The organism is Psychrobacillus lasiicapitis (genome assembly GCF_006861795.1).
Classification (GTDB): domain Bacteria; phylum Bacillota; class Bacilli; order Bacillales_A; family Planococcaceae; genus Psychrobacillus; species Psychrobacillus lasiicapitis.
Window position 1 is genome coordinate 195,215 of record NZ_VDGH01000002.1, and the last position, 21,338, is coordinate 216,552.

21 protein-coding genes are annotated in these 21,338 nt (G+C 37.5%); 16 read left to right on the forward strand and 5 right to left on the reverse strand.

The genetic code is table 11. The annotated features are described in order from the left end of the window. Positions 1–6: 6 nt before the first annotated feature. On the reverse strand, positions 7–549 hold the full coding sequence (locus FG382_RS03855) for a helix-turn-helix domain-containing protein (protein ID WP_142537578.1): 543 nt from the start codon (positions 547–549) through the stop codon (positions 7–9). 166 nt (positions 550–715) lie between these two features. On the opposite strand from FG382_RS03855, the gene FG382_RS03860 reads away from it, so the two are divergent. Together FG382_RS03860 and FG382_RS03865 are read left to right on the forward strand one after the other, a co-directional pair. Then, complete coding sequence (locus FG382_RS03860) at positions 716–1,159, forward strand: TlpA family protein disulfide reductase (protein WP_142537579.1); 444 nt, start codon at positions 716–718, stop codon at positions 1,157–1,159. An 84-nt stretch (positions 1,160–1,243) separates the two neighbouring features. After that, positions 1,244–1,903: a potassium channel family protein gene (locus FG382_RS03865; RefSeq protein WP_142537580.1), complete on the forward strand. Its 660-nt coding sequence runs from the start codon at positions 1,244–1,246 to the stop codon at positions 1,901–1,903. A gap of 53 nt (positions 1,904–1,956) precedes the next feature. Here FG382_RS03865 and rnjA read toward each other — a convergent pair whose 3' ends face one another. Together rnjA and FG382_RS03875 are read right to left on the reverse strand one after the other, a co-directional pair. After that, on the reverse strand, positions 1,957–3,624 hold the full coding sequence (gene rnjA / locus FG382_RS03870; protein ID WP_142537581.1) for a ribonuclease J1: 1,668 nt from the start codon (positions 3,622–3,624) through the stop codon (positions 1,957–1,959). 4 nt (positions 3,625–3,628) lie between these two features. Beyond that, a complete protein-coding gene (locus FG382_RS03875) occupies positions 3,629–3,838 on the reverse strand; it encodes a DNA-dependent RNA polymerase subunit epsilon (RefSeq protein ID WP_142537582.1) in 210 nt (69 codons plus the stop codon). Between the two features lie 281 nt (positions 3,839–4,119). Here FG382_RS03875 and FG382_RS03880 point away from each other — a divergent pair, with 281 nt between their 5' ends. Together FG382_RS03880 and FG382_RS03885 are read left to right on the forward strand one after the other, a co-directional pair. Beyond that, entirely contained in the window at positions 4,120–4,893 is a 774-nt protein-coding gene (locus FG382_RS03880; protein ID WP_142537583.1) for a Cof-type HAD-IIB family hydrolase, read from the forward strand. Between the two features lie 10 nt (positions 4,894–4,903). After that, positions 4,904–5,836 (forward strand): carbohydrate kinase family protein, encoded by a 933-nt coding sequence (locus FG382_RS03885; protein WP_142537584.1) that lies wholly within the window; start codon positions 4,904–4,906, stop codon positions 5,834–5,836. Between the two features lie 82 nt (positions 5,837–5,918). On the opposite strand, the gene def is transcribed toward FG382_RS03885, so the two are convergent. Further along, positions 5,919–6,476, reverse strand: a complete 558-nt coding sequence (gene def, locus FG382_RS03890) for a peptide deformylase (RefSeq protein ID WP_142537585.1) — start codon at positions 6,474–6,476, stop codon at positions 5,919–5,921. Between the two features lie 133 nt (positions 6,477–6,609). On the opposite strand from def, the gene FG382_RS03895 reads away from it, so the two are divergent. From FG382_RS03895 to lpdA, 5 genes are all read left to right on the forward strand, one after another. Continuing rightward, positions 6,610–7,254 carry a YkyA family protein gene (locus FG382_RS03895; protein WP_170206443.1) on the forward strand — a complete coding sequence of 215 codons (645 nt, stop codon included), beginning with the start codon at positions 6,610–6,612 and terminating at the stop codon, positions 7,252–7,254. 1,015 nt (positions 7,255–8,269) lie between these two features. Next, entirely contained in the window at positions 8,270–9,382 is a 1,113-nt protein-coding gene (gene pdhA / locus FG382_RS03900) for a pyruvate dehydrogenase (acetyl-transferring) E1 component subunit alpha (protein WP_142537587.1), read from the forward strand. 3 nt (positions 9,383–9,385) lie between these two features. Then, positions 9,386–10,363 (forward strand): alpha-ketoacid dehydrogenase subunit beta, encoded by a 978-nt coding sequence (locus FG382_RS03905; protein WP_142537588.1) that lies wholly within the window; start codon positions 9,386–9,388, stop codon positions 10,361–10,363. Positions 10,364–10,393: 30 nt separating this feature from the next. Continuing rightward, positions 10,394–11,728: a dihydrolipoamide acetyltransferase family protein gene (locus FG382_RS03910; RefSeq protein WP_142537589.1), complete on the forward strand. Its 1,335-nt coding sequence runs from the start codon at positions 10,394–10,396 to the stop codon at positions 11,726–11,728. A gap of 4 nt (positions 11,729–11,732) precedes the next feature. Beyond that, on the forward strand, positions 11,733–13,145 hold the full coding sequence (lpdA, locus tag FG382_RS03915; protein WP_142537590.1) for a dihydrolipoyl dehydrogenase: 1,413 nt from the start codon (positions 11,733–11,735) through the stop codon (positions 13,143–13,145). A 941-nt stretch (positions 13,146–14,086) separates the two neighbouring features. On the opposite strand, the gene FG382_RS03920 is transcribed toward lpdA, so the two are convergent. Further along, the gene (locus FG382_RS03920; RefSeq protein WP_142537591.1) at positions 14,087–14,965 is read right to left on the reverse strand and encodes a LysR family transcriptional regulator; all 879 of its coding nucleotides are present in this window, start codon (positions 14,963–14,965) and stop codon (positions 14,087–14,089) included. Positions 14,966–15,125: 160 nt separating this feature from the next. Here FG382_RS03920 and FG382_RS03925 point away from each other — a divergent pair, with 160 nt between their 5' ends. The 7 genes from FG382_RS03925 (at position 15,126) to FG382_RS03955 (ending at position 21,335) form a co-directional block, all read left to right on the forward strand. Continuing rightward, positions 15,126–15,908: an enoyl-CoA hydratase/isomerase family protein gene (locus FG382_RS03925; RefSeq protein ID WP_142537592.1), complete on the forward strand. Its 783-nt coding sequence runs from the start codon at positions 15,126–15,128 to the stop codon at positions 15,906–15,908. A gap of 38 nt (positions 15,909–15,946) precedes the next feature. After that, positions 15,947–17,125 carry an acyl-CoA dehydrogenase family protein gene (locus FG382_RS03930; protein WP_142537593.1) on the forward strand — a complete coding sequence of 393 codons (1,179 nt, stop codon included), beginning with the start codon at positions 15,947–15,949 and terminating at the stop codon, positions 17,123–17,125. A gap of 15 nt (positions 17,126–17,140) precedes the next feature. Continuing rightward, positions 17,141–18,010, forward strand: a complete 870-nt coding sequence (locus FG382_RS03935; protein WP_142537594.1) for a hydroxymethylglutaryl-CoA lyase — start codon at positions 17,141–17,143, stop codon at positions 18,008–18,010. Between the two features lie 243 nt (positions 18,011–18,253). Then, the gene (locus tag FG382_RS03940) at positions 18,254–19,039 is read left to right on the forward strand and encodes an SDR family NAD(P)-dependent oxidoreductase (RefSeq protein WP_142537595.1); all 786 of its coding nucleotides are present in this window, start codon (positions 18,254–18,256) and stop codon (positions 19,037–19,039) included. An 80-nt stretch (positions 19,040–19,119) separates the two neighbouring features. Beyond that, positions 19,120–19,941, forward strand: a complete 822-nt coding sequence (locus FG382_RS03945) for a polysaccharide deacetylase family protein (protein ID WP_229677295.1) — start codon at positions 19,120–19,122, stop codon at positions 19,939–19,941. Between the two features lie 342 nt (positions 19,942–20,283). After that, a complete protein-coding gene (locus tag FG382_RS03950; RefSeq protein WP_142537597.1) occupies positions 20,284–20,661 on the forward strand; it encodes a CidA/LrgA family protein in 378 nt (125 codons plus the stop codon). Beyond that, a complete protein-coding gene (locus FG382_RS03955) occupies positions 20,658–21,335 on the forward strand; it encodes an LrgB family protein (RefSeq protein ID WP_142537598.1) in 678 nt (225 codons plus the stop codon). The genes FG382_RS03950 and FG382_RS03955 overlap by 4 nt, the downstream gene beginning before the upstream one ends. Positions 21,336–21,338 lie beyond the last annotated feature (3 nt).

The following is a 21,338-nucleotide window of genomic DNA, read 5'->3' on the forward strand; positions in this document are numbered from 1 at the left end:
CATTTCTTATAAATAAGAATTTGTTACGACATAAATTACTTTTGTTTCTTCATCCGCCGCATTTTTTAATAGATGATCATCAGCTGCTTCAAAGTAAAGAGATTCTCCTTTAGAAGCAAAGTATTGCTGCTTGCCGAGTATTAATTCGACGCGACCTTGTAAAACATATATAAACGTTTCGGAAAGGGAAGGTTCAAATTGTTTAAATTGACCGTTTGGACCTAGCGTGATGAGGACTGGTTCCATTTCATTTTCGTTAGACTCAGAGATGAGCCAGTGAAGCTGATAGTTTTTTTCTTCATCTACGTAAATCGTTTGTTCTTCGGCTTCGAAAACGACTTTTGTCCGCAATTGCTCGTCATCAAAAAAGTCTTTAGGCTTGGAACCAAGTACATTTAAAATAGAAAAAAGTGTTTCAATCGAAGGGGAGTTTATATCTCTTTCTAGCTGTGATATAAAGCCTTTGCTTAAATCAGTTCTTTCCCCTAATTCTTCTTGGGTTAAACCTTTCTTCAGTCGTAATCGTTTAATCTTCTTTCCAATTTGCAATATTGTTCCCCTCCTCCTTTGAAAAACAAAGTTTATTTTAACACAACTTTAAGTTTACTTTAACAACTTATTCATATTAATTCAAAAAAAAATGGTTTTTGTCCTGTTCTGTTTTTATCATGACGCATACACTAGCTATGGACGAAAAGGAAAAGGGGAGACACAAATGCGTTTAAGAGAGGAGTTACCCGAGTTTTCAAGTGACATGGAATGGTTGAACGGAAGTGTAACGAAAGAAAAATTAATTGGGGAAGTACCTTTATTAATACACTTTTGGTCTATTAGTTGCCATCTATGCGACAAGACTTACGGGATTATAAATAGATGGAAAAAGACATATGGCGACAAATTTCAGTTGGTTGGGATTCATATGCCAATAACAAAAGAAGATGTAAATAATACTTTAATAAAGCAAAAAGCTGAGCGAATGAGTATGACGAACTCCATATACCTAGATCACGATTTAGTTGTTTCTGATAAATTTCAAAATCGAATTGTACCATCTTTTTATCTATTTGATAAGAAGGGATTGCTCCGTCACGTACAAACGGGGGAGAGCGGTTTTAGAATGTTAGAAAAAAGGTTAATACTTTTAATGAAAGATTCGTAATACTGAATCCGCGAATGAAGTATCTATTTTTAGAAATGGTATGGTAAACTAAGTGCATCCGATTAGTAAGCAGGAGGCACTATTATGCAAAAAGAGTTTGTAGTAATTGGTTTAGGACGATTCGGAGGAAGTATCGTCAGGGAGTTAATCGATCAAGGGGCAGATGTAATGGCTGTCGATATTGCTACAGAAAGAGTAGATGAGTATGCTGCAATTGCTACGCAAGCAGTGGTGGCGGATACGACAGATGAAACGGTATTGAAATCCCTTGGTATCCGAAATTTTGAGCATGTCATTGTTGCTATTGGTGACGATATCCAATCGAGTATATTAACGACGCTTATGTTAAAAGAAATTGGCGTAAAGAAAATTACGGTAAAAGCGCAAAATGATTACCATGAAAAAGTATTACGTAAAATCGGTGCAGACCAAGTGGTACATCCAGAACGTGATATGGGAATTCGTATCGCGAATAATATCCTATCGCAAAATGTACTGGATTACTTAGAGCTTTCTGATGAGCACTCAATTATGGAGATTAAAGTGAATGAAAAAATTGCAGGGAAATCATTAGTGGATTTAGATATTCGTGCAAGATACGGCATCAATATCGTCGCTATAAAGCGTGGAAATAATATCAATGTTTCACCTCCGGCAGATGAGAAGCTTCAGTTAAATGATGTATTAATTATGATTGGTGCAGATGTCGATATTAACCGATTTGAAAAGAAAGTATTGTCATAAAAAATGCCAGAGGAAGCAAATCCCTCTGGCATTTTTTATATGGATAAAACGTTTTATACTTCCATAATAATCGGTAAGATCATTGGACGACGTTTTGTTTTTTCGTATAAATAAGGGCTAAGAACATCGGTAATTTCATTTTTCAATTCAGCCCATTCAGCTGGTTTATCTTGTAACGTGAACCGTAAATGTTTGTTTAACATCTGTTGGGCTTCATTGATCATTGTTCCAGATTCACGCATGTACACAAATCCACGTGAAATAATATCAGGTCCAGAAACAATTTTCTTTCTTTCCATATCTGCACTTACAACAACGATTACTAATCCTTCTTCGGAAAGGATTCGACGATCTCTAAGAACGATATTGCCAATGTCTCCGATACCACTACCATCAATGTACACATCTCCAGATGGAATTCGTCCAGCAACATGCGCTTCATTTGCACTTAACGCCAGCACATCTCCGTTTTCCATAATGAAAGTATTTTCAGGTAATACATCACAATCTACCGCAAGTTCCGTATGAATTTTCAACATACGATATTCACCATGGATTGGCATAAAGAATTTTGGTTTCATAAGTCGTAACATCAGCTTTTGTTCCTCTTGAGAACCATGACCTGATGTATGAATATTATTAAGTGAACCATGAATTACTTCTGCACCTGCACGGAATAGTAAGTTAATGGTACGATTAACACTTGCTCTATTTCCTGGAATAGGTGAAGAAGAAAATACAACCGTATCGCCTGGTTGAATTTGGATTTGACGATGTGTCCCATTAGCAATTCGAGATAAAGCGGCCATTGGCTCACCTTGACTGCCTGTACATAATATAAGCACTTCGTTAGCAGGTAATCGATTTAACGCACTAGCGTCGACAAATGTTTCTTTAGGCGCTGTAATATAGCCAAGCTCACGACCGATTGTAATCGCATTGTCCATACTTCGGCCAAAAACAGCGATTTTGCGGCCATGCTGCACAGCTGCATCCGTTACCTGTTGAAGTCTATGAATATTAGAAGCAAACGTAGCGAAAATGATGCGACCATTCACTTTACGGAAAATAGTGTCCATACTTTCGCCGACTTTACGTTCGGACATCGTGAAATTCGGAATTTCTGCATTCGTACTATCTGAAAGTAGGCAAAGAACCCCGTCACGACCGATTTCGGCCATTCTAGTCAAGTTAGCAGGCTCACCAACTGGCGTAAAATCAAATTTAAAATCGCCTGTATGAACGATATTGCCTGGTGGAGTTTTGACAACGATACCAAAAGCATCCGGGATACTATGTGTTGTTCTGAAGAAACTAACCGCTGTTTTTCTAAATTTCACCACGTCGTCTTCTTCGATCACATGCATCTTTGTTTGACGAAGTAAGCCGTGCTCCTCTAACTTGTTACGCAGTAAACCTAGCGCGAGTTTTCCCCCATATACCGGAACATTTAGTTGTTTCAATAAATAAGGAATACCACCGATATGATCTTCGTGACCATGCGTGATAAATAATCCTTTGATCTTATCTACATTTTTCACTAGATACGTGTAATCTGGAATAACATAATCAATACCTAATAGATCATCTTCTGGAAACTTAATCCCCGCGTCTATTAAAATAATCTCATCTTGAAATTGTACACCGTACGTATTTTTGCCGATTTCACCTAGTCCGCCGAGGGCGAAAACAGCAGTTTGATCATTTTTTACAAATTTCATATGTTTATCTCTTCTCTACTTTATAATTCGGGCTTGCTTGCTCATATGCTAAATGATTACCTTCAAGCAATTGAATTAGTTCGATATTATAATTACGATCCTTTAGAATTGAACGCACTTCACGCTCAGATTCTGCCTCTACATATAAGCTTTTCGTGTTTTCGCGAACTGATACTTCCAATGCATTCTCTTGATAATAAACTTTATAAATCATATTATACTCTCCTTTTTCACGTTCAAAATAAATCAATTCTCTTTATATTATCACGCTACTTCTTTAAAATAAAGAAAAGCCCTCCATTTTTCGAAGGGCAAATAATTTACGCAATCGTTTTGTTTCTGAGCATTCCACCGAGTCGTCTTAACCATTTTCTTCTTAGACGTTTCAACATGGTAACTCACTCCTTACAATATATTATATACGAAAAATAGAAATGTGTAAAGGATTCTTACTGAAAAGTCAAATAATTAGCGTAGCGAATAGGAGTTTTTTTGATGGTAAATAAAGTTTTATTCTTTGATATTGATGGGACTATTTTAGATAATGATAAAAATATCCCACCAGGTGTTGTAGAATCTATTCAACAAGCAAGAGCAAATGGGCATGAAATAGTTATTTCAACTGGGAGAGCTCCATTTACAGCAAACTCAATTTTAGAACAACTTAAAATAGATTCATTCATATGCTACAATGGTCAAATCGTCCAATTACAAGGGAAGATTATTCATAAAGGAATTATCGATACAACAGAACTACAGAATCTAACAGATTTTGCGATGGAACGAGAGCAACCAATTGTTTATATGGATGATGTAGAATTTGTATCAAATGTCCCTGATCACGAGGATATATACGAAAGCATCTCTTCCTTGAAAATGGCCTTACCAAGAACGGAAGAAAACTTCTTCTTAACGAATGATATACATCAAGCGCTAATTTTTTGCGACATGGATGTTCAAAAAAAATATGAGAAAGCTTTTCCTAACTTAAAGTTTGTTAGATGGCATCGGGTATCTTGTGATGTTCTTCCACAAGGCGTTTCTAAAGCAAAAGGAATTGAATTATTACTACGCTATATGAATAAAACTCCTGATGACGCGATTGCTTTTGGTGATGGTTTTAATGATATAGAGATGCTTCAATATGTAGGGACGGGTGTTGCGATGGGGAATGCCGTAGAAGAATTAAAAAACTGCGCAACCTTTGTCACGGACCATGTTTCAGAAAATGGCTTAGTGAATGCCATGAAAAAATTACAATTAATCTAGAGGAGTTTTTATGAACGATTTAAGGAATAAGTTTGTGCTCATATATGGTGATGTATTTGTAGACTATATTGCAGATGATCAATCAAATAAAGAATTTACAAAGTTTTTAGGTGGGGCGACAGTAAATGTAGCAGCAGGAGTTGCAAGACTCGGGGCTTCTTCCTCTTTTATAACAATTTCAGGAGACGACGAAACCTCAGAATTTGTGAGAAGAGAGTTAACATTAGAAGGAGTAGATTTAACTTTCGCCCAGATTGTTCCTGAAAAACGAGTAAGTGGCGTATATGTGCATTTAACAGAAAACAATGACCGGCACTTCCATACTTACGTGGATGAAACACCCGATTTACAAGTGGACTTTTCTACATTGAAAAAAGAAGCATTTCAGCAAGCCTCTATTTTTCATTTTTGTTCAGGAACATTATTTCATCCAATAGCACGTAAGACGACTCGTCAAATAGTCGATCAAATGGAGAAATCTAAAGTGTTATTATCTTTCGATGCCAATATTCGTCCACTAAGATGGGAAAGCGAAGCACTTTGTAGAGAAACCATTTGTTCCTTTTTTAAGCAAGTGGATATTTTGAAGTTAACAGAAGAGGAGCTTTTCTTTTTAACGGAAACAAAGACGAGAGAAGAAGGGATTCGCAAACTTAGAGATTACCAGATTCCGATCGTCCTTATTACGGTTGGAGCAGAAGGCACGCATATTGTAATCGATGAGGAGACAATTCACGTAAACGTGGAGAAGGTAGTCCCAGTCGATACAACAGGTGCTGGAGATGCTTTTATGGCAGGAATTCTGTCTAAAATTAATATGAGCGGAAAGCCAAGCACAAAAGAAGAGTGGATAGACTATGTCTCCTTCGGCAATAGACTAGGAGCAATTTGTGCAACCAAACCGGGAGCTCTATCGGCTATGCCAAGAGCAGCCGATTTATAAGAAAAAGCCTGTGTTACATTTTTGATGTAATCCAGGCTCTTTCTTATATTTCTGTAGTAGACATGCACTTGAGCTTTAGTTATTAAGCTCGTTCATATGGAACCGAATTTGGTATTTCTGCGTATGGGTTTACTTTATTAATATGATCATAAAACATGATGCCATTTAAATGGTCTAGCTCATGTTGAAATGCAATTGCCGCTAAACCTTTTAATCGTTTTTTAAATGGTGTACCATCCGGAAAAAAGCCCGTAGCGGTAATACGTGCATGTCTTGGTACATACCCCTCAATCACTTCGTCTACAGAAAGACAGCCTTCCCCAGAGTGGATATAAGTGTTTTCAACAGAATGACTAATTATTTTGGGGTTGACTGCAACAAAGCTAATGTCCCCATCCTCTGTATTTGGTATATGTAGCGCGAACATTCTTTTATCAGCGTTTACTTGAGGAGCTGCCAGCCCAATTCCAGGACGTAATTTATACTTCTCTACCATTTTTTCATCTTGACTATTGATCACATATTCCAATAAATCATTCGCGAGCTGTTTATCAGCCTCTGATAAAGGGAAAGTCATTTCTGATGCTTTTTTTCGTAGTGCTGGATGACCGTCCCTCACAATATCTTTCATTAAAATCATATTTATCGTCCTTTCCGAGTTCCTAGTCCTATTATACCGAAAAATCATCTTTTGCTAAACAAAAAAAGCCTATTGTAAGGTTGAATTTAGCAACCAGAACAATTATAGTGAAATGATTAGAGGAGGTTACGTGATGAAAAAATGGAAGTACGTAGTTCCTTTATGCTTTGTATTGCTTCTATCTGCATGTTCTTTTGGTGAAACGACCGAAGAAAAATTATCTAACATCTTAACGGAAATATATAAATTAGAGGCAGATTATAGAGATGTACAAACGCAGTTAGCAGAAACGGAACAAAAAGAACAAGCTAATTTTCAAAGCATGATGGAGTTAACAAAAGATCAAAAAGAAGAGCTCACGAAACAAGTCGAAGAAACTGCCGGGCTACTAGAAGAAAGACTCGTATTAGTGGAAAAAGAAGCAGCTTCTATTAAAAATGCATCAGAAAAAATGAAAGATATCGATGTACTTATTTCGGAAACGGACGTAACAGCTGAAAAAGAAAGTATTCAACAAATCGAAGAAGCATTAAAAAATCGTTACACTGCATACACCGATTTAACAGAACAATATAATGAACTTGCTAGTTTACAAGAAAAGTTATATAGCATGTTAATCGAAGACACAGCAGAAGTAACGACCATTCAAAAGCAAGTCGATGAAGTAAATAAACAGAACGAAGCAGTACAACAATCAGTTGAAAAATTTAACGAACTGACAGCTAAGCTTAATAAAGTAAAAGAAGAAACATTTTCTTCACTTCAAAAGGAAAATTAATCAAGAGAATAGTAGATATGATAATGATAAAAATAGAGTATGGGAATTCCAAAGATTCCCATACTCTATTTTTATATTTTAGGAAATATACCTTGTGAATTAATTTCTCGCTATTGTATGGGGTGTGTCACTGTTTAAGCGAACTGCGCGGCAGTGAGTTGAATGAAGTAGCCACTGGGACTTCCGCTACGGGGCGGTCGCTTTCCACGGGGTGAGCGTTGAGCCATCACCGACGCGAGCGCGTTCGCCTGCGATGGCTCATCTACTCACTCATCCCGTAGGAGTCGCCGCCCCTCCGCTACAATCCAATAAAGCAAGCTACTTCCGTAATGTCACTAGCTGTAAGTGAAATGTCAAGCATTATGGAAAGAGATTTCCCATCTTTACAATAAGTCAGATACTTCGTCCAAACAACAAGTGTACTTAGATGGAGACGATGATATAAAGAAGATTAATACCAATAAATAGTTGAAAGACGAGCTATATCCTGATAAACGAACTACGTATTTGGAGATAACATTGTCTAATTTGTTCTAATTATTGTTTGTAAACTTGATAAATTTAAAACTTTGATCACTGCAGACACCAAATTAGCAGATCATACATAATGGTTGAAGCGGAAAGCGTCCGCCTGAAGCGAAAATCATAGTGAACCCTTAATAGGCAAATTACCGCGCAGTTTCCCTATACCGCACAAGTTATCTTTTATAAAAAGCTTTAAAAAAGATAATGTAGAAGCCTATCTAAGCTTTTTCTATTTATCTTATAGAAGATAATACTAGAACATTTTTTCTGATTGGACGATGAATTGCTTTTATGAATTTATTAAACTGATATAATACAGACATAAATAGGGACTGGTACAGAGTGTAATAGTTTTAATATTCTATTAAGGATAATCAATGATTTTAGATGATTGACCGCAGATTTATCTTTGAGTATACTGAAAAGGAAAGATAGTTGTATTACTTATATCACAAGAAATTTTAATACAGAAGAAAAGGAGAGTTGCTATATGGCTGCAAACAAGTCACAGCAGTTAGACCCAAAGAAAACGCTTCAAGAAATTGAAGAAAAGTTTGAAATGTTCCAGATTTTAAACGAGGAAGGGAAAATTGTTAACGAAGAAGCAAATCCTAACTTATCAGATGAGGAATTAGTTGAATTAATGAGTCGAATGGTATTCACACGAATATTAGACCAACGTTCTATTTCACTAAACCGCCAAGGTCGTCTAGGATTCTATGCACCTACTGCTGGACAAGAAGCTTCTCAGCTTGCATCTCAATTCGCGCTCGAAAAAGAAGACTTTATCTTACCAGGTTACCGTGATGTACCTCAAATCGTATGGCATGGTCTACCTTTATATCAAGCATTCTTGTTTTCACGTGGACATTTCATGGGGAACCAAATTCCGGAAGATGTTAATGTATTCCCACCACAAATTATTATCGGTGCACAGTTCATCCAAGCAGCTGGTGTAGCACTAGGAATGCAAAAACGTGGAAAGAAAGCGATTGCAATAACGTACACAGGAGATGGTGGTTCATCTCAAGGTGATTTCTATGAAGGTATTAACTTTGCAGGAGCATATCGTTCACCGGCTGTATTCATCGTACAAAATAACCAATACGCTATTTCTACACCACGTGAGTTGCAAACATCTGCGAAAACAATTGCACAAAAAGGGATTGCAGCAGGGATTCCAAGTGTACAAGTAGATGGAATGGATCCATTAGCAGTTTATGTTGCAACAAAAGATGCAAGAGAACGTGCGATTAATGGTGAAGGTCCAAGCTTGATCGAAACTGTATGTTACCGATTCGGTCCTCATACGATGGCTGGGGATGACCCAACTCGTTACCGTACATCTGATACAGATTCCGTTTGGGAAAAGAGAGACCCATTAGTTCGCTTCCGTTTATACCTAGAAGCAAAAGGTATATGGAATGAAGCGAAAGAAGAAGAAATTATTGAAAAAGCAAAAGAAGAAATTAAAGAAGCAATCAAAAAAGCTGATGCTGCTCCAAAACAAAAAGTAACAGACTTGATCAATATTATGTATGAAGAAAACCCATATAATTTAGATGAGCAATTAGCTTACTATACTGAGAAGGAGTCGAAGTAACCGATGGCACAATTAACGATGATTCAAGCAATTACGGAAGCACTCCGTACCGAGCTTAAAAATGATGAAAACGTTCTAGTCTTCGGTGAAGACGTTGGCGTTAACGGAGGAGTATTCCGTGCGACTGAAGGATTACAAAAAGAATTCGGAGAAGACCGTGTATTTGACACACCTTTAGCTGAATCAGGTATTGGTGGACTTGCAGTCGGTTTAGCACTTCAAGGATTCCGTCCAGTTCCTGAAATTCAATTCTTTGGTTTTGTATTTGAAGTAATGGACTCTATTAGTGGTCAACTTGCTCGTATGCGTTTCCGTACAGGAGGAGCATATAATGCGCCTGTTACAATCCGTTCTCCATTTGGTGGAGGGGTTCATACACCAGAAATGCATGCTGATAGTTTAGAGTTACTAATGACGTCTACACCAGGTGTAAAGGTAGTTATTCCTTCTACTCCGTACGATGCAAAAGGTTTATTGATCTCTGCGATTCGTGATAACGACCCTGTTATTTTCTTAGAGCATATGAAACTGTATCGTTCATTCCGTGGGGAAGTTCCGGAAGAAGAGTATACAATCCCACTAGGAAAAGCAGATGTAAAACGTGAAGGTTCAGATTTAACGATCATTTCATATGGTGCAATGGTTCATGAAAGCTTAAAAGCTGCTGAAGAGTTGGAAAAAGAAGGACATTCAGTAGAAGTGATTGACTTACGTACGATTCAACCACTTGATATTGAAACAATTATTGCATCAGTTGAAAAAACAAACCGTGCAATCGTTGTACAAGAAGCGCAAAAACAAGCAGGTATCGCTGCCAATGTAGTTGCGGAAATTACGGAAAGAGCAATTTTAAGCTTAGAAGCTCCAGTTTTACGAGTTGCGGCTCCAGATACTGTTTACCCATTCTCTCAAGCAGAAACGGTTTGGTTACCTGGTGTTAAGGATATAGTAGAAACAGCGAAAAAAGTTTTAACGTTCTAATAAAAATTAAAAATAGAAAGGGTGAATACTGTGGCATTTGAATTTCGATTACCAGATATCGGTGAAGGTATACACGAAGGCGAAATCGTAAAATGGTTTGTAAAAGCCGGCGATGAAGTACAAGAAGACGATATTTTATGTGAAGTACAAAATGATAAAGCAGTGGTAGAAATTCCTTCTCCAGTTAAAGGGAAAGTAACCGAAGTATTAGTTAGCGAAGGAACAGTTGCAGTTGTTGGTGATGTACTGATTAAAATTGATGCTCCTGGTTATGAGGATCTTCAGTTTAAAGGGCAAGACAATGGGGAAGAAAAAACAGAAGCACAAGTACAAGCAACTGCTGAAGGTGGTCAAGAGATTGACAAAGAAACAGTGGAAGCTCCTGCTAAAAAAGAAGCAGCAACAACTGAACAGCCAAAAGGTGAAACACGCGTAATCGCAATGCCTTCTGTTCGTAAATTTGCTCGTGATAAAGAAGTGAATATTGCTGATGTAACAGGTTCAGGGAAAAATGGTCGTATTTTAAAAGAAGATATCGAAGCATTTTTAACTGGAGACCAAAAACCTGCAGAGGTTACCGCTACAGAAGAAACAGCGGAACCAATCAACAAAGAGTCAAAAGCAGAAGAAAAATCTGCCGCTCCTGTAGTGCTTGAAGGTGAATTCCCTGTAACACGTGAAAAACTTTCACCAATGCGTAAAGCGATCGCAAAGGCAATGGTACATTCAAAACATACTGCTCCGCACGTAACTTTAATGGATGAAGTAGATGTGACAGAACTTGTTGCACATCGCAAAAAGTTCAAAGAGATTGCAGCAGAGAAAAATATTAAGTTAACTTATTTACCTTATGTTGTAAAAGCTCTTGTAAGTACATTAAGAGAGTTCCCGCAACTAAATACATCTTATGATGATGAAACAAATGAAGTTATTCAAAAACATTATTTCAACATCGGTATTGCAGCGGATACAGATAAAGGATTACTCGTGCCTGTTATTAAAAACGCAGACCGCAAATCTGTATTTGCTATTTCAGACGAAATTAATGCACTTGCTACAAAAGCTCGTGACGGTAAATTAGCCCCTGCAGAAATGAAAGGTGCATCATGCTCGATCACAAATATCGGTTCTGCTGGAGGCCAATGGTTTACGCCAGTAATTAATCATCCGGAAGTTGCAATTCTCGGAATTGGTCGAATTTCAGAGAAACCAATAATAAAAAATAGTGAAATTGTAGCTGCTCCTGTGTTAGCATTATCATTGAGCTTTGATCATCGAATGATCGATGGTGCGACTGCACAACATGCGTTGAACCATATTAAACGTTTGCTTAGCAGTCCAGAACTATTATTAATGGAGGCGTAAAAAAATGGTAGTTGGAGATTTCCCGATCGAAACAGATACTTTAGTAATTGGTTCAGGCCCTGGAGGATATGTAGCTGCAATTCGTGCTGCACAAACAGGACAAAAAGTAGTAGTAGTAGAAAAAGAGCATATCGGTGGAGTTTGTCTAAACGTAGGATGTATTCCTTCTAAGGCTTTGATTTCTGTTGGTCACCGTTTTGAGCATGCAAAACATTCAGATGACATGGGTATTACAGCAACTGATGTGAAAATTGACTTTTCAAAAGCTCAAGCTTTCAAAGATGGCGTTGTAAAGAAATTAACAAGTGGTGTTTCTGGTTTATTAAAAGGAAATAAAATCGATGTAGTGATGGGCGAAGCATATTTCGTAGATGCAAACACAGTTCGTGTAATGGATGAAAATTCTGCACAAACGTATAAATTTAAACATGCAATTATCGCAACTGGATCTCGTCCAGTAGAAATTCCAACATTTAAATTTACAAAACGTGTACTTAGCTCAACTGGTGCATTAAGTTTATCTGAAGTTCCAGAAAAATTAGTTGTAATCGGCGGTGGATACATTGGTACAGAGCTTGGTTCGGCATTCGCTAACTTAGGCTCAAATGTAACAATTATCGAAGGCGGAGACGATATTTTAGCTGGATTCGAAAAGCAAATGACAACTATCGTTAAAAAAGGCCTAAAGAAAAAAGGCGTAGAAATTGCAGTTAAAGCTTCTGCAAAAGGTGTGGAAGAATCTGATACTGGCGTAGTAGTTACATATGAAGTTGGCGGAGAAGAGAAAAAAGTGGAAGCTGACTATGTATTAGTAACGGTAGGCCGTCGTCCAAACACGGATGAAATCGGATTAGAAGAACTAGGTATTAAATTCGCAGAACGCGGATTATTAGAAGTAGATAAGCAATGCCGCACAAGCATTGAGAATATCTTTGCTATCGGTGATATCGTTGCAGGACCTCAACTTGCGCATAAAGCTTCTTACGAAGGTAAAGTGGCTGCTGAAGCAATTGCAGGACAAACTTCAGTTGTGGATTACTTAGCAATTCCTGCAGTATGCTTTACAGATCCAGAAATGGCTACAGTTGGTTTAAATGAAGCACAAGCAAAAGAACAAGGCTATGAAGTTGCTGCTGGGAAATTCCCATTCGGAGCAAACGGTCGTGCACTTGCACTTAACGCTACAGATGGTTTCGTAAAACTTGTTTCTCGTAAAGAGGACGGTTTACTACTTGGAGCACAAATCATTGGTCAAGGAGCTTCTGACATGATTGCTGAGTTAGGTTTAGCGATTGAAGCTGGTATGACAGTAGAAGATATCGCAATGACTATTCATGCTCACCCAACTTTAGGTGAAATTGCAATGGAAGCTGCAGAAGTAGTTATGGGTCACCCGATTCATATTCTTTCTAAATAAGATAGATAGAGTCTCTCAAAGTTTTTACTTTGGGAGACTTTTTTTGTTGCCTAAGAAACTATAGAAGATTGAGTAAGGGTGATAATTATTTTCGAGCAGCATAAGGAATGGCATGCTTTAATTTAATCGTTGTATAGGGAAACTGTGCGGTAAAGATCTTAAGATGTTCGCCATGATTTCCGCTCCAGGCGGACGCTTTCCGTGGGGCGAGCGGTGAGCCTCCTCCTCCGCTAACGCTACGTGCGGGGTCTCACCTGTCTCGCTAATCCCACAGGAGTCGCCGCCTTGCACTCCAATCAATAGAACTTACTAATAATCACTATAAAGTATGTCTTATTCAATTAACCATAGGTTTTCCCTATAGAAAAAACAATATAGTACTAGATCTAGTGCATTATGTCTTAGTAATTAGCAAACTCTACTGGATTGTAGCGAAAGGGTGGCGACTCCAGCGGGAACAGCACGAGCTGAAAGCCCCGCAGGAGCGTGAACGACGAGGAGATTGAAGCTGTGCCCGCGGAAAGCGTCCACCCTGTAGCGAAAATCACGGCGGATTGTTCATAGGAGCTAATCGGCTAAAGAAAGTTGCATTTGCAATTTTGTTCTTTTTAACAAGAATAGAAGACAGAAAACGGTCAAGAGCCACAAGCAAGAGATCAAGCAAGACTCTCTTAAATAGATTTCCACATTTGAACTTGTTTGATTCAAACAGAATACTACAATATTCTGAACAATCCGAATTATGCACATTATACATTGATATGATGTGTAATTTGCTTTGTCTTTTGGAAGTGAGGAACTCTATAATTAACAATAAGAAGTAAACCTTTGTAGGAACAAGTAATTGGAGGGGTTGTTAGTAGTGAGGGGAGGAATTTTATCGACCTGCAAAAAGATTTAAATCAATTACGCCGAAGCGTAATTGATCATTCCATTTTTATTTATTTTTTATGATAGGAAAAAATAAAATCTTTGAAGAAAAGAACGGCTTTTGACATATATCCTTCTTTTTTATGTATTAAATATATCGTTCGATCGATAGTCACATCTAGAATGGGAATTATTTTTATGTCATTAAAATTTTGAACGACAGATTCTGGTACAAGTGCGATGCCCATATTAGATGAAACCAAGCCAATGATACTATTAATTTCTAATCCATCATAGGCAATATGAATATCTACATTGTATTCTAAGAATATAGAATCGATTAATTTTCTCAATTCAGTATCTGCATTATAATGGATGAAGTTTTCTTGCACAATCTCTTCCAGTTGAATATGTTTCATTTGGGAGAACCGATGTTGGCTAGAGGCGATTAACACGATTTTCTCTTTGAAAATCGGATTATAGTCTAAATCGGAAAAAGATTGGTATTGAGTGGCAAACCCTAAATCAGATTCATTTGTAAGTAAATCCTTAACAATTAAAGGGGCTTTGTCTTCATTTAAGGTAATCGTATGACCAGGGTTGGCAAGTTGAAATTCCTTTAATAATGACGGAATATAGTTTAATCCCAAGCTATGAACAAATGAAATAGAAATATTACCAAAATCAGGATGGATAAGTTGAGATAGATTTGATTTTGAAATTTCTACTTGGCCCACAATCTTTTTAGCATCCTTTAAAAATACTTTTCCATATCTATTTAACAAGACCTTTCTGTTTTTTCGATCAAATAAAGGAACGCCTAACTCTTTTTCTAAAGATGTGATGGAGCGGCTCAAAGCAGATTGCGACAAGTCTAAAATTTCTGAAGCTCTTGTCATATGTTCTTGCTCTGCCGCAACAATAAAGTAATGTAATTGCGTTATATCCATATTAATCCCCCCATGTTGTTGGAATTGTATAAGCCTAGTATAGTTTTACACTCTATTGGTGCGAACGTCAATTTAATTATCAGAAGAATTTTCCTAATATTCGATAAAGTAAACAAGAAATAAGCATTCATTCTTTAAATAACCTGAAGGAAGTGAAATAATGACATTTTTACAAATTAGTAAAACAGGAACAAATCAGCAAATCGCAGTGATTGAATTAAATCGCCCCGAAGCTCGTAATGCATTTAATACGCAATTGGCAACCGAAATATTAGAAACTCTTCAATCAATCTCTAAATCTGATGCGAGGGTAGTAGTAATATCATCAAGCAACCCAAAAGCATTTTGTTCAGGTGCCGATTTAAAAGAACGAAATGGAATGACAGAAGAAGAGTGGAAAGCTCAACATAAGCTGTTTGAGGAAATGTTCTATGCAATTGCTGATCTACCGCAACCAGTAATTGCCGCTGTCGATGGTTTTGCGCTTGCTGGAGGATTTGAAATTGTCTTGAATTGTGATTTTATCGTTGCTGCGCAAACTGCTACGTTTGGTCTTCCTGAAGCGACGCGCGGAATTATGCCCGGGGGTGGTGGAACACGATTGCTTCCTAAAAGGGTCGGAGTCCATATAGCGAAAGAGTGGGTATGCACCGGTCGAATGGTTACCGCAGAAGAAGCTGAGAAAGCCGGCTTACTTAATCGACTGACTTCCTCCGAGAAGCTATTGGATGAGGCGTATGAGCTTGCGGAAATGTTAGCAAAGAATGCACCAATAGCTGTTCAAAATTGTAAGAAAGCCGTAGATTCTTTATTTGGAATGGAAGACATACAAGCACGAAAAGAGGAGCTCGTATTTTACAATCATTGTGTCAATACAGAAGACCGCTTGGAAGGTGTTCTAGCGTTTGTTGAAAAGCGCGCTCCACAATTTGCTGGAAAATAAGCTTTTTATAAAACTTAAAAAAATGGAGGAATTTATAAATGAAAACTACTGAATTACACGTTAGCACACCGGAATTTCAAGAAGAGCTTCGTCAAAGTGTAAGAACGATTTGTAAAGATTATCCGGATGAATATTGGAGAAAGTTAGATGAAACGAACGCATACCCTGAAGAATTTGTAACCGCTTTATCGGAAGCTGGTTTCTTGGCGGCTCTTATTCCAGAAGAATACGGCGGGTCAGGATTATCAGTTACAGATGCTTCAATTATTATGGAAGAGATTAACCGCTCAGGAGCAAATGCAGGTGCATGTCATGCCCAAATGTATACGATGGGAACTTTATTGCGTCATGGATCTGAAGAGCAAAAGCAAAAATACTTACCTAAAATTGCGGACGGAACTTTAAGACTGCAAGCTTTCGGAGTTACAGAGCCTAATACAGGTTCAGACACTACCCAATTAAAAACGGTAGCTGTACGCAAAGGAGATAAATATATTGTAAACGGACAAAAAGTATTTATTTCACGTGCTGAATACTCGGATCTTATGCTTTTACTTGTTCGTACAACGCCAATTGACCAAGTGAAAAAACGGACAGAAGGTTTATCTGTATTATTAGTTGACTTGAACGAAGCTGTTGGAAATGGTATCACTATTAAACCTATTCGGACGATGATGAATCATGCTACTACAGAACTTTTCATAGAAGATTTAGAAGTTCCTGTCGAAAACTTAATCGGTGAAGAAGGAAAAGGTTTTTCTTATATTCTTGACGGGATGAACGTTGAGCGTATTCTAATAGCTGCGGAATGTATAGGGGATGGCTATTGGTTTGTTGATCGTGCGGCCCAGTATGCAAAAGATCGAGTTGTCTTTAATAGACCAATCGGACAGAACCAAGGTGTTCAGTTTCCAATTGCCAAGTCCTACGTCCATTTAGAAGCTGCAGATTTAATGAGATTCCAAGCAGCTAGATTATATGATGAAGGAAAAGCATGTGGGAAAGAAGCCAATATGGCTAAATTACTTTCTGCCGATGCTTCATGGGAAGCGGCGAATGCTTGTCTTCAAACCCATGGTGGTTTCGGGTTTGCGGAGGAGTATGATGTGGAAAGGAAATTTAGAGAAACGAGATTATATCAAGTTGCTCCAATTTCGACAAACTTAATATTGTCTTATGTTGCACAGCATGTTCTGGGCATGCCAAGATCTTATTAATATCGGGGGTGTATGATGAATATTCCTAAGAAAATAGAATTGATTGAGGTCGGTCCAAGAGATGGGTTACAAAATGAACCGAAAGCAATTTCGACAGCATCTAAAAAGGAACTGATTCGTCAGCTTGCAGATGCAGGGTTTTCACGCATGGAAACTGCTGCATTTGTAAGCCCTAAATGGGTGCCACAAATGGCAGATGCAGATGAAATCAGTCAGTTTTGCAACGACTTAGGCATTACCTATATAGCTTTAACTCCAAATTTAAAAGCACTTGAACGAGCGATCCAAGCAAATGTACCACAAATTGCTGTATTTATTGGGGCTAGTTCAACGTTCAACCAAAAAAATATCAATAAGACAACAGATGAGTCTCTTTTAGAAACAGAAAAAATGTTTAGGCTTGCCAAAGAACAGGGGATTTTCACTAGAGCTTACGTTTCCATGTCGTTTGCTTGTCCATACCAAGGAAATGTTTCTTTTGAAGAGTTAAACTATGTTTGTCGACGTTTTGTGGAATTAGGAGCAGATGAAATCGACATTGGCGATACAAATGGTTATGCGAATCCTAAGATTGTTTATGACCGATTCGCAAGACTGAAAGATTTATATCCAGACACTGTTTTTGTCGGCCATTTCCACGATACACGGAAAATGGCATTGGCTAATACGCTAGCAGCAATGCAAGCAGGAATCGATAAGTTTGATAGCTCAATCGGAGGGCTAGGTGGTTGTCCATTTTCACCGGGGGCAACGGGAAATTTGGCTACTGAAGAAGTGGCGTTGATGCTCTCCGAAATGGGTGTAGAAACAGGTTTAAAGTTAGAGGAAATTAGTAAGATTGTTCCTTTTGCAAAGTCTCTTTCTAGTCGTCTTCAGCCTGTTTGATAGCAATGGAGAGTTAAAAGACTCCCATTCATACAGTTTAAGACAGAGAAAAATATTCTATTATGCAGCCAATTGAAGGTATTGAATCATTATGGATAATAGAGGGACGGAAAGTGACCAATCACTTCTCGTCCCTCTTAATATTTTCAGTTATTATAAATAAAATGAAAATATTGCCCGAAATATGAAAATTGAATCTATAATAAAAAAGAGAGTAAAAATAATAATTTAGGAGGAACTAAAATGGAGTTAGGACTAAAAGGAAAAGTAGCGGTAATTACAGGATCGAGTCAAGGAATTGGCTTGTATACGGCTTTGCAGTTAGTAAAAGAAGGGGCATCTGTTACCATCTGCGCACGTGGAAAAGAACAATTGGAAGAGGCAGCGAAGTTTATAAAACATGAAACAGGGAAAGAAGTATTAATAGTGTCTGCTGATATTACAAACGAGCAGGAATGTAAAAAAATTATTCAAGAAACAATCGAGCATTATGGTAAGTTAGACATCCTCATAAATAATGCGGGGACTTCATCTGCGAATCATTTCGAGTCTGTTGATACTGAGCTATGGCATACAGATTTAGATTTAAAGGTATTTGGTGCGATACATACTTCGAAAGCTGCCATTCCTTATATGCGAAAAGAGGGGGGAGGAGCGATTGTAAACGTGACTGCGGTATTAGGGAAAACACCACCTGCATCTTCCTTGCCTACTACGGTAAGTCGAGCTGCTGGTATGGCTCTAACTAAAGCGATGAGTAAAGATTTAGGGAAAGATAATATTCGAGTAAATACAGTGTGTATCGGATTAATACGCAGTGACCAGATAGAAAAGCGTTGGTTAAATGAGGAACCGGAGCTGTCTTGGGAAGAATACTCTAAAAAGGTTGTCGGGCCATCAATACCACTTGGAAGAATTGGTGAAACAGCTGAGGCTGCAAATGTCATTACTTTTTTAGTTTCAGATGCGGCGTCATACGTTACAGGAACGGCAGTTAATATTGATGGTGGATCTGGCGGAACACTTTAATTTAAACAAAAGAAGCCGTGTAGAAATGCTTTACACGGTTTTCTTTATTACATATTTAAAATGATGGAAAGGAACTGGTGATCAGATTGAAAAAAACAGCATGGATATTTCTAGTAGCATGGATACTTATACTCTCAGCATGTGGCACTGTAGAAGAAAAACCTACTGCAGAAAAAGAAAGTGAACAAACAACTGAAGTGAGTGGGGAAGAGAAAGTAGAAGTAACGCAAGAAATAGAGGAAGAAGAACCGAAAGAAGAAATACAAGAACCATTGTATGAAATAAATCCAGCCAACTGGACATTGCAACCAATTGGAGATGCCAATCCAAAGGTGGTATTACTTACAATTGACGATGCTCCAGATAAATATGCTGTAGAAATGGCGAAAACTTTAAAAAACTTGAATGCACCAGCCATCTTTTTTGTAAATGGTCACTTCTTAGAAACAGATGAACAAAAAGCGAATCTTAAAGAAATTTATGATATGGGCTTTGCTATTGGAAACCATACGCAGACGCATGCTAATTTAAAAGACATTTCAGAGGAACAGCAACAAGAAGAAATTCTGAAAGTAAATGAAACGGTGGAAGCCGTTATTGGAGAAAAACCTAAATTTTTCCGCGCACCATTTGGTATAAACACCGATTTTAGTAGATCACTAGTAGAAGATGAAGGAATGCAGCTAATGAATTGGACATATGGATATGACTGGGAAAAAGACTATATGAATGCAGAAAGTCTTAAAGATATAATGCTTAACACGGAATATTTAACAGATGGTGCAAATTTATTAATGCATGATCGACAATGGACTGCAGAGGCCATACCTGGAATTGTAGAAGGCTTTCGTGCAAAAGGATATGACTTTATCGATCCTCATACCATAAAAGGAATGGAATAGCGGAAGAAGTGGTTATCGTCTAATTGGACGGTAACCATTTTTAGTATTTAGTGTGCATGAGCAACATGGTTATATTACATATAGTTCGATTGTGAACAAAGTGGCGCTTTTACTTATATTTTTAGTCTGTTTACTATGCTAAAATCATAATTTGTTTAAGACTTACTCACAATATTGCTAGTATTCCTTGTAAATGTAGTTCGAATTAAGTTGTAGATTGGTTAACTTTACTTCCTAAAAATGAATTTGCTCTGGACGTAACGGGTAAACGAGCGTAAAATGTTTCCTATTGATAATTTTGGAGGTGAGTACTTTAAAGGTATAGCCTTTTAAAGCAACCATATGAAAAAATATATTCGCATAGTTCTTCAAATTTGTATATTATATTTATTTTCTTTTTTAGGCACTTTTGTTGTAGAGATGTTACATATTAAATTTCCGGGAAGTATCGTAGGGTTATTATTACTTCTAGGGTGCTTGCATTTGAAAATAATTTCTGTTCAAGTAATAAAAGAGGGTGCAGGTTTTTTATTAGGAATACTTGCTTTATTTTTTATACCATCAACTGTCGGAGTCATGAATTATCCAGAACTAATGTCTATTAACGGTATATTACTTGTGTTGTCAGTAATTATTAGTACGGTGCTTACGATTTTAATAACCGGAAAATTATGTCAGTACTTAGAAGGTCGGAAAGCGGGAGAGGAAGAAGCACAATGATAGCAATTAGTATGATGATCGGAACGATTGTAATTTTTTTACTCATGAGAAAACTAAACGCAAGATTTTCCACTCCTCTTCTATTACCAGTGCTCACAGCAACTATTTTAATTATTATTCTATTAAAATCTTTCTCTCTCTCTTATGCTACATATATGACTGGAGCCAAATGGATAGATGCAATGCTAGGGCCAGCTGTAGTTAGTATGGCTTATCCATTATATGCGCAACGACATATTATTAAGCAAAATATGTTTTCTATTTTAACTAGCGTTGTCATTGCTATGCTCTCAGGATTAGTGAGTATTATCGTTTTTGCTAAACTATTAAATTTAAGTAACGATTATATTTTATCTCTATTGCCAAAATCGATTACGACTCCTATAGCAATGCAGATTAGTGAAGCTATTGGAGGTTTTCCTTCATTGACTGCTGTATTTGTTATTATAGCTGGTATAACTGGTGCGCTACTAGGTCCATCTATTTTTAAAATAGCTCGTATAGAGAAAGCGGTTAGCAGAGGAATATCTTTGGGCAGTGCTTCGCATGGAATTGGGGTATCTAAACTTACTGAATACGGAGAAAAAGCGTTGTCTATGGGAACAGTATCCATGACACTCAGTGCGATCATTGGTGCTTTTATAGGTCCTGTTTTTGCGTTATTTTTTCATTAAAAA

Coding starts and splice junctions, on each gene's coding strand:
- FG382_RS03880 (WP_142537583.1), top strand. CDS start 4,120: ATGGTAAATAAAGTTTTATTCTTTGATATTGATGGGACTATTTTAGAT.
- FG382_RS03865 (WP_142537580.1), top strand. CDS start 1,244: ATGCAAAAAGAGTTTGTAGTAATTGGTTTAGGACGATTCGGAGGAAGT.
- FG382_RS03950 (WP_142537597.1), top strand. CDS start 20,284: ATGAAAAAATATATTCGCATAGTTCTTCAAATTTGTATATTATATTTA.
- rnjA (WP_142537581.1), bottom strand. CDS start 3,624: ATGAAATTTGTAAAAAATGATCAAACTGCTGTTTTCGCCCTCGGCGGA.
- FG382_RS03875 (WP_142537582.1), bottom strand. CDS start 3,838: ATGATTTATAAAGTTTATTATCAAGAGAATGCATTGGAAGTATCAGTT.
- FG382_RS03930 (WP_142537593.1), top strand. CDS start 15,947: ATGAAAACTACTGAATTACACGTTAGCACACCGGAATTTCAAGAAGAG.
- FG382_RS03920 (WP_142537591.1), bottom strand. CDS start 14,965: ATGGATATAACGCAATTACATTACTTTATTGTTGCGGCAGAGCAAGAA.
- def (WP_142537585.1), bottom strand. CDS start 6,476: ATGATTTTAATGAAAGATATTGTGAGGGACGGTCATCCAGCACTACGA.
- FG382_RS03935 (WP_142537594.1), top strand. CDS start 17,141: ATGAATATTCCTAAGAAAATAGAATTGATTGAGGTCGGTCCAAGAGAT.
- FG382_RS03940 (WP_142537595.1), top strand. CDS start 18,254: ATGGAGTTAGGACTAAAAGGAAAAGTAGCGGTAATTACAGGATCGAGT.
- lpdA (WP_142537590.1), top strand. CDS start 11,733: ATGGTAGTTGGAGATTTCCCGATCGAAACAGATACTTTAGTAATTGGT.
- FG382_RS03955 (WP_142537598.1), top strand. CDS start 20,658: ATGATAGCAATTAGTATGATGATCGGAACGATTGTAATTTTTTTACTC.
- FG382_RS03860 (WP_142537579.1), top strand. CDS start 716: ATGCGTTTAAGAGAGGAGTTACCCGAGTTTTCAAGTGACATGGAATGG.
- FG382_RS03905 (WP_142537588.1), top strand. CDS start 9,386: ATGGCACAATTAACGATGATTCAAGCAATTACGGAAGCACTCCGTACC.
- FG382_RS03895 (WP_170206443.1), top strand. CDS start 6,610: ATGAAAAAATGGAAGTACGTAGTTCCTTTATGCTTTGTATTGCTTCTA.
- FG382_RS03925 (WP_142537592.1), top strand. CDS start 15,126: ATGACATTTTTACAAATTAGTAAAACAGGAACAAATCAGCAAATCGCA.
- FG382_RS03885 (WP_142537584.1), top strand. CDS start 4,904: ATGAACGATTTAAGGAATAAGTTTGTGCTCATATATGGTGATGTATTT.
- pdhA (WP_142537587.1), top strand. CDS start 8,270: ATGGCTGCAAACAAGTCACAGCAGTTAGACCCAAAGAAAACGCTTCAA.